Annotated in this window: 14 protein-coding genes; all 14 read right to left on the bottom strand. The window is 44.9% G+C overall.

The window, feature by feature from the left end; genetic code table 11:
* Positions 1-160 precede the first annotated feature (160 nt).
* Positions 161-673, bottom strand: coding sequence for a transcription initiation factor IID (locus tag B5G04_RS14820; protein WP_087397909.1), 513 nt, complete (start codon positions 671-673; stop codon positions 161-163).
* Positions 670-3,561, bottom strand: a complete 2,892-nt coding sequence (locus B5G04_RS14815) for a rhomboid family intramembrane serine protease (protein ID WP_087397907.1) — start codon at positions 3,559-3,561, stop codon at positions 670-672. Before B5G04_RS14815 ends, B5G04_RS14820 begins: the two co-directional genes overlap by 4 nt.
* 156 nt (positions 3,562-3,717) lie before the next feature.
* Positions 3,718-4,305 carry a hypothetical protein gene (locus tag B5G04_RS14810; RefSeq protein ID WP_083535625.1) on the bottom strand — a complete coding sequence of 196 codons (588 nt, stop codon included), beginning with the start codon at positions 4,303-4,305 and terminating at the stop codon, positions 3,718-3,720.
* A gap of 14 nt (positions 4,306-4,319) precedes the next feature.
* Positions 4,320-5,363: a DUF1266 domain-containing protein gene (locus B5G04_RS14805; RefSeq protein ID WP_087397906.1), complete on the bottom strand. Its 1,044-nt coding sequence runs from the start codon at positions 5,361-5,363 to the stop codon at positions 4,320-4,322.
* 29 nt (positions 5,364-5,392) lie between these two features.
* Complete coding sequence (locus B5G04_RS14800; RefSeq protein ID WP_087397903.1) at positions 5,393-6,367, bottom strand: ankyrin repeat domain-containing protein; 975 nt, start codon at positions 6,365-6,367, stop codon at positions 5,393-5,395.
* A gap of 4 nt (positions 6,368-6,371) precedes the next feature.
* The gene (locus tag B5G04_RS14795; RefSeq protein WP_087397901.1) at positions 6,372-7,946 is read right to left on the bottom strand and encodes an ankyrin repeat domain-containing protein; all 1,575 of its coding nucleotides are present in this window, start codon (positions 7,944-7,946) and stop codon (positions 6,372-6,374) included.
* Positions 7,933-8,421 (bottom strand): hypothetical protein, encoded by a 489-nt coding sequence (locus B5G04_RS14790; RefSeq protein WP_087397899.1) that lies wholly within the window; start codon positions 8,419-8,421, stop codon positions 7,933-7,935. Before B5G04_RS14790 ends, B5G04_RS14795 begins: the two co-directional genes overlap by 14 nt.
* A 71-nt stretch (positions 8,422-8,492) precedes the next feature.
* A complete protein-coding gene (locus B5G04_RS14785; RefSeq protein WP_087397897.1) occupies positions 8,493-8,960 on the bottom strand; it encodes a hypothetical protein in 468 nt (155 codons plus the stop codon).
* Positions 8,961-9,024: 64 nt separating this feature from the next.
* Complete coding sequence (locus B5G04_RS14780) at positions 9,025-9,447, bottom strand: hypothetical protein (RefSeq protein WP_087397895.1); 423 nt, start codon at positions 9,445-9,447, stop codon at positions 9,025-9,027.
* Positions 9,448-9,512: 65 nt separating this feature from the next.
* Entirely contained in the window at positions 9,513-10,943 is a 1,431-nt protein-coding gene (locus B5G04_RS14775) for a tetratricopeptide repeat protein (RefSeq protein WP_087397893.1), read from the bottom strand.
* Positions 10,944-10,997: 54 nt separating this feature from the next.
* A complete protein-coding gene (locus B5G04_RS14770; protein WP_087397891.1) occupies positions 10,998-11,456 on the bottom strand; it encodes a DUF4375 domain-containing protein in 459 nt (152 codons plus the stop codon).
* A 90-nt stretch (positions 11,457-11,546) separates the two neighbouring features.
* A complete protein-coding gene (locus tag B5G04_RS14765; protein ID WP_087397889.1) occupies positions 11,547-12,044 on the bottom strand; it encodes a hypothetical protein in 498 nt (165 codons plus the stop codon).
* A 72-nt stretch (positions 12,045-12,116) separates the two neighbouring features.
* On the bottom strand, positions 12,117-12,686 hold the full coding sequence (locus B5G04_RS14760; RefSeq protein WP_087397667.1) for a DUF4274 domain-containing protein: 570 nt from the start codon (positions 12,684-12,686) through the stop codon (positions 12,117-12,119).
* A 77-nt stretch (positions 12,687-12,763) separates the two neighbouring features.
* On the bottom strand, positions 12,764-13,198 hold the full coding sequence (locus tag B5G04_RS14755) for a hypothetical protein (protein WP_005650150.1): 435 nt from the start codon (positions 13,196-13,198) through the stop codon (positions 12,764-12,766).
* Positions 13,199-13,474 lie beyond the last annotated feature (276 nt).

Here is a 13,474-nt window from a genome sequence, read left to right as displayed (position 1 = left end):
CTGGCAAACAGAGCCTGTTTCCTTGGGAATATATGCCCTTGTTGGGGCGTGCAATGCCGGCAGGAACAGGATAGCCGACAGGTACAGGATAATTTTTTGAATGTTGCCTTCATAGATGCAATTATGTATGTTTCCAAAAATATATCGTACTTCATTCCCGTTAGAAACAGAATCTCAAAAAGTTATACCAGCATACCGATAGATAAAACAGATCTCCGGCAATCAAGACAGTAAGCCGCTGTTTGAATTTCAGGTCACACTTTTCCTCCTTCAGCCTTCGCAGTTCCCTGAACATATAACTGAAGTCAACGGGAGTCCGGCTTAGCAGGTGGACAGGCAGCAAAATGATAGAGCCTACAAAAGACCTCATTTCTCCGAACATGTAAAATGGGGCGAACAGGAACATCGGTATCAGTTCCCACCACCGGTAACTCACGTTCCTGTTCTTCTCTCTCTCCTTGTCAAGGCGTTCCTGCTCAGCACGGGCTGCGGCATCCAATCTTCTCATGAAGGTTTCCTCCTTTTCTTCCATGATGTCGGCTGTCAACTTGTAGTTTACACCGCGTCTGTACAGTTCCAGCTTGGCCTGTCTCACTTCCTTGTCCGTATATTCTCCGGTTACATTGTTGGCCATCATCAAAAGCTCATCGGTAGCGTATTCTTTTATTTTCATTGTGAGTTGGATGGTAATATTCTGACAGAACCGATTATATCACGGGCTTCGGATTCATGGGTCTCGGTCGCTGTCATTGAAACGATAATGAAACCGTCCAACGCCTTTTTATTCAGATAAAAAATTATACTCTGATTAAAGTTCATGCTGCCACCTCTTTCCAATGGATATTCCCTTCTGCCCGAAATCCATTCAAACGGTATTCCGTTAATATTTACACTTTCGGGAGCGGTCCCGCTCATAGACTTCAACAACAGATTGCGTGCATTGTCGATTTCCTCGGTCGAAGAGAACTTTTTGTAGTTGAAGACAATGGTATTGCCGGCATTGCCCATAAGCTGTAAAACACAGTTGTCATCTGATTTTACTACAGCATTCCATCCTGTGGGATATGTACACCTCAGTCCGCATGCTTTATTCACATACTCTCTCCTGCCGTCTCCTATGCTTTCATCGCTGCCGCTAAATGTTGCAGGATTATTCCCTTGGTTGGGTATATAATTGGTATGATCTGTTTCACTTTCCTGTATTCTGCCTTCAGATTCACTTTCCTGTGCGTATTTCTCTAATGTACCGTATTCCCACATGTTCCTTATTTCCCTAAAATCCGAAGGTACGGATTTTGTCTGTCCCGTAAAAAGGAATGCGAACATTATCAGAAATGTCATTTCAGCAATATATGCGATATATCGTGAGGCCCTTTTAGAGCTATACATGTCTGCCAAAAGATAAGTTATACCCAATATGACTCCTGAGACAAGGCCTCCTATATGTGCCGCATTATCTATTCCTTCTTCCTTAGTTCCAAGCAAAAGATTGTAGATTACAAAGAAACCTATGCTAAACAAAAGAGATTTTCGCTGGTGTTTTTCTATCTTGTGATTGAAGATCAGGTAAGAAAGGAAGATGCCGTAAAGTCCGAAAATAGAACCGGAAGCCCCTGCGCTTATCGTTTCGGGATGAGCAGTAAGGCTTGCCAATGCCGAGAATAATCCGGTCAGGAGATAGGCGGTCATCAACTTTCTGCTTCCGATAATCTGTTCCAAGAATATCCCGATGTATAATAGAGCATACATATTCATCAGCAAATGGATTATCCCGATATGGATAAAATTGCAGGTCACGGTTCTCCACCAATCACCGGTAAGTGTGAGCGGGCCAAAATCTGCACCCCATTTCATCAAAGAAATGCCTGTCGGTTCTATAAGGCTTACCCCACATATAGACATCACTATAAACAATGCCACATTTATATAAATAAGTAAGGGGGTTGCGATATTTCCTTTTCTTGGAGTTATTAGTGACCAGAATGACAGATCTTTGTTATCCTTTCCATTTGTCTCCTTATCGACAGGAAAGTTATATTCCTCAGAGCCTGCAGGGTTATTCTTTCTCTCTGTATCATCTGCATCAACAGTATGGACAGTTGATATGGTTTTTTCCTGATTATACCTGACCTTACCCCAATTAGCAGATTGCCCGGATGTGCATTCACACCCGGCAAAAAGATGCCCTTCTTGCCCGGCAGCACCGGCAAGTGCCTCCCTTATTCTTCGAATATTCCGTTTGTTATGTCCGAAAGAACATATCGAGGTACGCTTGTTCAGGTCGTTTACGCTATTGACCCATACCTGACCTTTGTCGAACACGACAAAAATCTGTTCTCCCCATGTCATACCCCAAAGGGAAGGATTGGTATGAGCCACGATGCAGTCCTCGCCGTAATGGTCCACGTCCCAGTCATAAGTTACCGACAACTTGTATATCTGGTCATAAATCGCCTGTTTGTCCAATGAGGTCGGTATGCTCTGGAAATCCAGCTTGCGCCGTTGGTGCCGGTAAAGTATAAAGGCAAGCAGTCCGGGAATGATACCGAGCCATAAAAGACCCTCTATATCAATATTGCTCGAATAATGCATCACTCCGCTTATGGAAATAAACATTGCGGCATAAAGCATCAACATATGCGATGCGCCGTAGTGGGTGTACGCCCAGCTGATAATCAGGGGAAGCGTCTTCTTTTCCAATACAAAGGCGGCAAGGGGAGCATTCTTTTCCTCACGGTAGCGAATCCGGTAGGCAAGCCACCATATCAGTTCGAACAATGCACCTATAATCAGGATTGCAACAATATAATCCGCTTCGTCCAGCTTGCTCTCCCTGGGTTTGATGAAATAAGGAACCCCGCCAAAGGTCAGTTCCTCGCAGGACACATCATAACCCTCGCTGGTAAAGTAATAAGTGTAAGTGTATTCCTCCTTGTTTTTGGAACTCGAATATGAGTTGCTGTTTGGCGGTACCGTTTTCCCGTTAATGGTCAACAAGGGGGGATTCTGGTCGGGACGGGCGTTGCAGGTCAGGATTGCACGGTACTTGACGTAATCGCTCTTCAGTTGCTCCACCTCCAGATGACATTCCAACTTGCTCATGTCCACTTCGGCAGGATGTACGGACACCCGGTATTCCGGCGTGGTATATGTCTTGCCATCGGCCGTCACGGATGCGACAGGGATTCTGGCTTCCCCACTGTTTTTGAACTGTACAAGATAATAGAAACCTGTTTCATAGCTATTGCTTTTCACACCGTTTATAATGGAACAGCTCTCTCTCTTATGCGGCTTCGGACCGTTCAACACTTTAATGCTGTCATTGAACACTGGGTAGGAAGCCGTGTCGAATCGGGAATTAACCAGTGCATACGTCAGCCGCAGTACCCGCCCGACACGGAGACCGCCAACCGTATCAAGCTCCGCATGAAAATATACGGAGTCTGCAGTCTCCGAAGCATGCGTATGGGCTACCGGCAAAAATGCAGATAGCAATAACAGGCAGACGAACATTCGGCTTCTGATGAAGCAGTATTTTGTTTTACTTGTTCTTTTTGTCATATATCGTTGTTGAATACCATATTAGCACTCCATTTTATAATATATTCCAGGTTATGTTTGGTGGATATGAGTTTGTACTGAACAGGTTGGGACACAGTGAATCCGTTTCCTGTGTCCCAACATCAAAGATTATCGGTCCTTGAACCTTGCCGGTTGTCAGTCGGCGTCGTTATCGCACATGTGCCGGATAAATGCCTCGTTCTTCTCGTATTCCACCCCGGTGAGGATGACAGGGTCTGCAAGCCCTACAATCTTGTACCCCTTGGTATATGTAACCAGGATGCAATAAAGCTCACGCCCTTTTTCATCCTTTTCCACTTGCAACTGCACCGGTTGGTCGTTGCCGCTGGGTAAATCGCACAGGTACTCGAAATCATGGCGGTTGAAGGCTGCTACTATGTCATCCTTGTCTGTCATGCTGCTGATGAACTTCTTGGTCTTGTAACGCTTCACCTCGCCGCCACTTGTACGGTTATAGATTTTAAGGCCTGCGGCCAACGCGGTAAGGACACAGAAAACCGCCCCGATAACACCGGCTGTCCGTACCAGCCATGAGGGGATGAATGGCAGCCACCCGGGAAAAATGACAAGCAGCACACATACTGCCGTCAGTCCCCAGTAAATCATCGGTTTTACTTTGTCTTTCCGTTTCTCGAATTTCTCCGGCATGGCATCATAGACCTCTCCGAAATGGCTGGGAAAATGTTTTCCCTCATCCATAATTTTTTCTTCTTCCAGTTTCATTTTTCTCTGTTTTTTTATCCTATATTGAAATTTGATTTTTTCCAGGGTGATTCGTCATCCTCCAGCAGCAGGCTTACTATCTCGTATGCCGTTTCACTGTCATCCGGGTCACCGTGCCATACGCCCCTGCCCATGACGAAACTCATTCCGTATTCCTCCCATGAAGAGAAATGCTCAAGTGCCGTATCTGCCGCCGCCTGCATGATTTGCCACATTTCACTCTCGCTCACATAACCGCAAAGGTATGCCCAGCGTCCGAGGTTTACCAGACGCACCAGATCCCATGCGATGACGCTGCCCGGCATCTTCCCTCCGGGACACCATCCGTTTTCTTCCATGCTCTCCGCTATCAGGCAGACATCTCCTATCTTGCTTTCCTCGTCGTCTCGCTCTTCCTGTGATATGTTTTCGATTCCCCGTTTCCGGACTTTTTCAAGGGCTTCGTCGGCCTCGGCATGATGCCCTTCTTCAAGCAGCCACTTCACAATCTCCAGTGTACTCTCGCGGTCAGTCACATTCCACCAGCTCTCAATCGTGCTCCTGATGCTTTCGACATCTTCCTCAGGACAGTCAATCGAATCCACATTCTCGTCATTATACACTAACATGGGCGCACCGAAAGCCAGCAGCCGGAGCTGTGCCGTATCCAGTTTGCCGTCGTCGGCTTTGTTAATGGTCCACCCATCACTACCGAAGGCGTCCATCATCTGTGCCATTGCATCGGATGAGGACAGTTCCTCTCCGAGTGTGCCGTCCATCATTCCCTGCATCATCTGCTGGGCGTATGCCATGTTCTGACGGCCTGCCTGCGCCACCGTCTCCGGGTCTATGCCCGCCGCTTTCAACATGGCTTCCTGCTGTGCCTGTGCTGCTGCCATGTCGGGCATTCCCGCGCCCATCTGTGCCATGAGTTGTTCCTCCATGCCGCCGGGCATCTGGAATCCCGGGATATTCCCGAACATGGACTGTGCCTGTTCCATTGCCGCCTTTACTGCGGCTTCCTGTGCCGCCTTTGCCATTTCCTCCGGACTTTGAGGATTTGCTTTTTCTTTTGTCATATCATCTTGATTATTAAAAATGTGATACTCTATCCTTCGGCTCCTGCCGTCAGCAGGATTTCCGTTATTTCGTTGTAACCCCGCTCACTGGCATAATACAATGCCGTATGCTGGAGATTGTCCGCAAGGTTCACGTTCGCCCCATGCTCCACAAGGAGTGAGACAAATTCGTTGTTCCCTTCTCTGGCGGCAAGGATTAGGGGCGTTTCCCCGTTCCCGTTCTGCGCATCTGCCTGTGCGTGGGCTGCTATCAGGTCGTTGCCGATAAACTTGTTCCCGGACCATGCGGCAAAATGTAGCGGGCTGTTTCCGTCCAATTGGGCCATGTTTACATCAGCTCCGGCACCGATCAGAAGCCTGGCGACAGTAAGGTTCCCTTTCATGCAGGCGATGATTAACGGGGTTTCCCCTACGTCGTTCGCCGTATCTATCATGTCGGGGTATGCAGAAAGTAGCGAGCGGACGATTTCCGACTGGCCGTTGAAAGCCGCCTGATGAAGCGGTGTGTTGCCATGTGTATCGGTCGTGCTTTCTACGGACAGACGTTCCACCACTGTACGCAATCCTTGTGCAGTGGCGTAGTCTATCGCCTTGTGCCCCGTGTTGTCGGCTATTTCCGTGTCCGCTCCCTGTTCTATCAAGAACAGGGCGGCGTCTGTACGCCTGTTGTCAAGCAGACGGATCAACGGGGTACGGCCATCGCTGTCCGTTGCATCAATGTCCGCTCCGTATTGTACCAGTTTCCCGATTATCTCCTTGTTCCCGCTCCGGGAAGCGGCGTGCAAGGGTGTTTCCGACAGGTTGTTGGCGATGGTCGCATCCGCCTCGCTGTCAAGCAGCAGGTTCACGATGTCCCTGTAACCTTTCAGACAAGCGTAATGCAGCGGCGTATTGCCCTCGGCGTCCCGCTTGTTCACGTCGATGCCGCCTTTCTTCAGGAATATCTGCACGATGCCTTTCTGTCCGTTCCGGCAGGCATTCAAAAAAGTCATATTGTTGTCCATACGGTTAGCTGTATTTTAGTAAAAACTTGACGAGTGCCTCGTCGTTCTTTTCCGTTGCAATGTCGAGAACCGTCTTTCCCTCGTTGTTCACGGCGTTCACGTTCGGGGTGCCGAAGTCCATCACGAGGGCGGCGGCTTCCTTCGAGCCTCTCATCGAGCTGGCTGCGATATAATGCAGCAGGGTATTGCCCCATTTGTCTCTGGCGTTGATGTCCGTTCCGGCTTCAAGCAGGATCTCAAGTGTCTCGGCATCCTGTTCCGTGCAGGAACGCCCGTCGTATGGATATGACCTCGGCAGGGCAGCAAAACGCGGGATGTTGCCGTTCCAGTACCGTCCACCGTAAAGATTCATCGCAGGGGTCTGACCTTGCATGTTGGCGGCGTTCACATCCGCCCCGTTTTCCACAAGATAACGTACAGCCCAGATACCCGTATCATATCCTGCCCCGCGGCAGGCGACGGACAGGGCCGTGTTCCCCTCTTTGTCGGCAGGGCTTTCCGGGTCCCATCCACATTCCGTCAGGCATTGAAGGAAATGCAGACATTCTTCCTTGTCCTCGTGCTCATGTCCTCTGTTGCACATCCATACGGCAAAGGCCGTCCGTTCTTCAGCATCCCCGAAATTCGGGTCGGCACCACCTCTGAGCAGCATTTCCGCTGCGGTGAAGTTCTCCCATGCAAGGGCGCAACCCAACGGGGATTTGCCCTTGAAGTCGGTCATGTTTTTATCCTCGCAGATGCTTTGGGTATCTACTCCGGAACGCAACAGGGCATCCAGGGCTGTCATGTCATTGTGCCATAATGCCTGGAAGATGTCCAGCCCTCCGGCGAGGGCGGCCAGACCGTCCGTTTCGGGGTCCTGTCCCGACAGCAATGCCCCGATTTTACGCGCACCGCTTTCCACGGCTATGTCAAAGGCGGTTTTCCCGATGCTGTCCTTTTCTTCAGGGTCTATCTGTCCGCTTTCCAGAATGAGCTTTGCGGTGTGGCAGCACTGGCTGTCCGATTCCCGCAGGTTTTCCAGTTCGGCATACGCTTCCTGCTTGGATTTGTCCGAGTACCACCGCTGGGAAAAATCTGCTATCCGTCCTTCCGTGCGCCTGATATCGTCCGCAATAAGTCCGGCAGACAAGCAGATGATGTGCAGCACGTTTCTGCCGCTCCTGTCTGTAGAATCAATGCGGTTCCCCGTCGTCAGAAGGGCATCGGCCATCTGGAAATTGCGGTTGCGCACGGCTTCGATGAGGGCGGTCGTGTCTTTGCCGGAACGGGGCACTCTCGCCCCTTTGGACAGGAACAGGCCGGCAATGTCGGCATCGTCCGGTCGGGGACCGCGCCGCGCCATGACGCACAGCGGCGTGTCGCCGTCGTCGTTTTTCACATTGGGGTCCGCGCCTCTTTCCAGCAAAATCCCCACGGCTGTCATGTCTCCGAAGTAGCAGGCCGTATGCAAAGGGGTATTGTTCTTTCGGCTTTCGTCCAGGCTGTCAAGCGGGACATCCCGGTAGGCTTCGTATAATTCGGAAGGTTCCGAATCGACGGAAGTGTGCAGCCCGTAGATTTCTTTATTGGTTATCATTGTCATTTTGAGTGTTGATTAATGTTTCAATATGCTTGTATTTCCTGCCCAGCCGGTTGGAAATGGCCTTGACTTCACTGTATAAGTGCAGTTTGAAAGCGGCTTCCGCCTTCAGGCGCAGGAGCCGGGTGTATGCCAGCGGTTCGGGAGTGCCTTGCGATATGGGGCAGAACGGTGATTCCTCGTCATGGAGGTAATGGATAAACGCTTCAGGAAGTCTTTCCGTGCCGTGGCCGGCATTCATGGGGACAAGGCGTTCGGCTTCACAAAGCAGCCTGTGGCACTCATCGTACCATTCCACCATGAAACAGCAGAGGGCTTTGTTGTACAGTAGCTTAAAATCCTTGGCCGGAATACGGTCAAAGCACACATAGGCGGAAGAAAAAGCCTTGTTGCTTAGGGATGAAACTCCAGCAGCGAACAGCTTGTCCGCATCTTCTTTAGGTATGCCTGGGGTATTTGCAAACTGTGTCATATCAGAAAGTTTATTGGAATTTATAAATGACTTTTATTAAGTAGCCATGCTGCCTGCCACATTTTGTTGATTTAATGATCTAAGATTAAATACTGTATTGTATTATTTTTCCATATAAAGCTGAAGCTATAATCCAAATCATATGTGGTGAAGGTGATTTCCCAGCTATTGTTGTATTTCTCGGATAATTTGATTTCTTCAGGATAGAATCTGTTTTGCCACGAGGCATATATTTCTTCCTTATGTGCCAACCGGCTTTCATCAGGCAAGCGGCTTCCCACTCGCTCATTCACTGATTTCCAGTTTTCCAGCAACACCTGTAAATCCAATATCTGCCTGGGTAATGGAGCCGAAGTGTCTCCATCCAGCCAAATCACTGTTTCAGCCGAATATGATGGCAACTGTAATGTACACCACCAGCCGCATCGCTCGTTCGGCCACCAATCGCAAACTTTGGAATGAAAAACTCCCAAGCCTTTTATCGCATATTCTCTTTTTCTTCCCAATAAAGCAATTGCCAGCTTCTTGATATGATTCATTGTTCTTGTTTTAAGTGTTATTTGAGAATGAGTTTTATGGTTTGAAAAAGAACACCGGTTGGGGCTACCTTTCCTTGCAGCCGATGAACTTGCTTTTGTATATGGCATACTCTACCGTATAAACAGCCAGTTTCACGCCTAAGAACATGCCTACAAGCAATATATATGCTACAAAACAAAAATGATTATACATGAGGTCTGTTAAGAATACAGGTATCAATAGGGCTATGATTGTAGCGTTCTGAAACCATTTTTGTACTTTCAATAACAGGTCAATGTATAAGTGATTTTCTATGTAACTGAAACCCCATTTATAATTATGACGTTTCAGATAAGACAACGAGAACCATAGCCCTACAAGTGAAGCGATAAGGGCAACTTGCCACCATGCCCCCATGTATGGGAACATACTTTTTAAGAATGTCAGCAGGACAATGGCTATTATGCTGCATTCATATACTATTCTTACTTTTGTTGTATTATTCATATATGTACGCTATTTGTTGGTAATGGGTTAGTGAGGAACAGCGTTTAGCAGTTATCTCGAACTTGTTAGCAATCTTTTCTTTCTGAATCAGACAATCTTGTTAGCCTACAATTCTGGTGGAAATCAGAAAGGTAGAACGAATATTGCGGATATTCGCGTAATACAGGCACGACCTTTTCTAAAAAGGCATTAACGTCATACAACAGAAAGTCCATATAGCAACAACAAGTTCCCATTGCGCCTCCCAGCAGAAGCCCCAGCCCTTCTGGATTCAGAATTTCTTTCGTAATTCTATCCTCCAATGCATACCGGAAGTCTAAAACTAATTTTCTTTGTTCAGCACTTATATTGTCATAAGGAAATGCAAGAAATACAGCTTGCGCTCCAAACCGATTGATTTTATCAAAGATAGTCGTGTCGTTTTCGTAATATTGGGAAATCAAATGGGAAAAACAGGTGCTGCCGATAGCCACATCATACCGTAACTCTTCATTTTCTTCCGGCTCCAATTGATAAGTAACAAAAACATCCTTGGGATTTTCAAACACTTCCTTGCCATGCTCTTTTAATGTTTGCGTGATATGCTTACGGAGTGTTGTAAGAGGAAACATGTCGCCTCTCAATTCATCAGCACGTTCAACATCTGAAATATATCTAAAAGCAAGACCTTCGCCTAACATTATTTCCATCATAATACAAAAAGTGCCATATCCTTGTTCTTCAGGCAAAGAGCATAAACCTTTTTCATAAAACGAAACAGCAAAATCATTTTGCTTGTCATCATAATTGGCATATACATAGACTTCCTCCATATTCACTTTAATCCCATGCATTCGGAACTCGAAAGAAGCATCCATTCCTGGATTATAAGGGAAGAAATGCCATTTGCCTTCCAGCGATTCCGGCATTCGGGATATTAAATAAGGATAGAGATAAAATAGGTGTTCATTATCTTCTATGGAAAAAGTAAATTCGTAATCGCCACCTATATTGAAATGAACGTCTTTTGCTATTAGGTCAGTACCTTGTTCTATAAATCCAACAACCACATCACTATCATATTCGTTACGTTTTTCGACCATTCTCGAAAGCTCTGCTTCATTCTGCAAAAACCATGACCAAAAAGCGTCAACTCTACTCTTAAATGGTATTTCTATATTGCATTGACGAATAAAATCAATCGTATCTTCATCTCCTGGTGTCAATTCATCGGCTTTTGTAAAATAAGACAATGCTTCCCTACTCCTGCCAAGATAATAGTGAGCATAACCCATTCGATAATTCCAGTTGGTATCCAACTCACCTGCTTCTCGAATTGATTCAAGCAATACTAATGCCTTTTCATACTCACCATTATAGTTGTAAGCTCGTGCCAATAATCCGATTTCTTCAAAATTCCTGTTTGCTGGAGAAATTCCTTCTAAGAAATCAATTACATTCTGGTGTTTATTGGCTTCTGTCCAACTATCAATTTGTTGTTTTAGTTCTATATCCATGATTATATCCTTTATTTGATTACTAATGGTTTGGAAAGGAACACCATTCAGGGGTTAACTTTCCTTGTTATCTATATTCTTTATTGAATCAGGATGAAACTTCAGAAGCATAAGCCTTGAAATTTGTTCCTTATCTTGCCAATACTCTTCATCTATTTTCGATAACTCATCATCATCTGATTGGGTAAGATATTCAGGTAAGTCCCATAATTCTTCAAGACGTTCATCATCTTCAAACTTTTCAATGATAGAATAAGCTTTCAATAATAGTTCCTTGGTATTAATAGCTCCTATTTGTTCTAAACCTTCAACTGCAAGTAAATAAGCATCATAACCCCAATTACAGAAAAATTGAACAAAACCACCATTATACATCTCCAATTCCAACCAATATAGAGATGCTATCATCCTATCATCATGTTCCATTTCTTGATAGTTGGGCTTAACTAAATCCAACTTATACCCGAGCTGAGAAAAACTCTGTTCCCAAATTTCTTCTAAATCGTTCATCATTTTTGCCTCCTATTTATTATAGATAATGGTTTGGTGCGGGACAGCGTTTAGCTGTTAGCTCGACCTTGTTATCACTGGATTTTACATTTTCTATTCCATTAAGTATCCCAAATCTTCCACTTGAAACTTATGCCATAATACTATTCCGAAATTCCGGACGCTCTCCGGCAATGTCCTGTAATTATCATCCATTTGGAATTTGCCCAATTCAGAAGATATGCCATAAGATTGTGGAAACAGCATATCTCTTTCTCCACGAATGGCATACTTCTTATTGCCACTGTGCATAATGATTTTCATAGTGAGGAGAGGCCCCGAAAAATCGGAGCGACACCCTAATTGATATACAAGCCATGTTTCACAGATTCCGTCACGGTCAAAATCATTAACATACGGTTTACACAAATAATCAACCGTGAACATTCCGCAATAACCATCTTTCAGGAAATCATAAAGTTGCCACAAAACAGAAAAGTGCTTTTCTTCTTTTATGTAATGCCGTGCATACAGTTCTTTGGATGATATGGGTGTACCTTCCGGCAATTCCTCTTGGTGTACGGGAGATTGACTGGTTATTATTTTCCTCATATCTTTTCTTTATTATATTGGTGATAATGGTTTGCAGCTAATCGCCGTTTAAGGCGATTGAGGTGCGTGTTATCAATCTTTGCCTGCGAATAAGGAATCTGGTATCCTACCCGTATATTCATTCGAGCTTGGCACTTCTTCGTCTTCATATTCAGATGTTAAACTATGTACGAACCCTTTTGATAGGGCTTTTTCTTCAATGAATTTCAGCACTTTGGGAGTTCCTTTATTTATGTCAGAATCGGGAACGTGTTCAAGGTCTGTATAACTATCATAGTAGTAATCTGGACTTAAAAGCCAATATACCATTCGTGCAGTATGTATATCACAGCATGAATGGCTTATACACTGCATAATAGTCCAATTGCCATCATCGTAGTTATAGCTCTCCAGTAAATAATGTAATTCTTCTGAATTGTGAATTGATGTTATTTGCCTTGATATTTCATTGGCAAATTCTTCCATTCCAATTTTTCGCTGACGTGAGTATGCCTTAAAAAATTCTTCATTTTCGCAACCTTTCATACTCTTTTCAAAGTCGGATTGAGCCATTGAAAAATAGTAATCATCTCCAGCGCAAACTGCCCATTCTCTCAATGTATCCAACTCTTGTTTCCGTTTCTCACTTAAATTTTCGTACATAGTATTATAATTTATTTTGATTGATAATGGTTTGGTGAGGGACAGCGTTAAGCTGTTATCTCGACCTTGTTATAAACTTATCTTATTCCTTTCAACTCCTCTTTCATTTTCTCTTTTAGGTAAAAGAACAACAAAACGTGCCAACACAAGTCAAAGGAGAATACAGCTTCTTCCTTTCTCCCTAATGCCTGATAGAACTTACATACATTCCGATATGCCATAAAAACAAATACAAGATAGATAGGTACCAGCATACAAAGACTTAATACCAAGACACAGACAGCTATCAGTGAATTTCTACAATAAGCTTTGTATTGTATCAATGCTTCTTCGTAATCGGAATTTTCCCAATAACCGAATGTTTTCAAATCCTCAACGCTCCAGCCTCTTTCTTTCAATAAATTAATAGCATAATCACGAATTTCATCATCATAGCCGTAACGCTTATAATTTTTTACAACATCTATTAGCTTATCATTGTCAAATCTCTTTAGAATATCAGAATCTTCCATAAAAAATTGTTTTATTGTTTATAATGGTTCGGAAATAAGCACCGTTTAGGTGCTTCATTTCTTTGTTCAAGGCAGTTTTACCCACCATGCACTATTACATATTTATATAGAACTTCAATTTTTGACTGCTGTTTCCGGCAGAAAGGGGTGTGAAGTTCATTCCTGCACCTGGTTCGTTTTATTACAGCTCTTATCCGTATTTCATTCATTTTTTTGTTCTCCTTTCTTCTATTTTATGGGATTTTACTGTTTCTGTTCACGGCAGGGCATAGCTAT

The organism is Bacteroides sp. An51A (genome assembly GCF_002161565.1).
Classification (GTDB): Bacteria; Bacteroidota; Bacteroidia; order Bacteroidales; family Bacteroidaceae; genus Phocaeicola; species Phocaeicola intestinalis.
The sequence above is the reverse complement of the archived record's forward strand: the minus strand, read 5'-3'. Positions and strand labels throughout refer to the sequence as shown.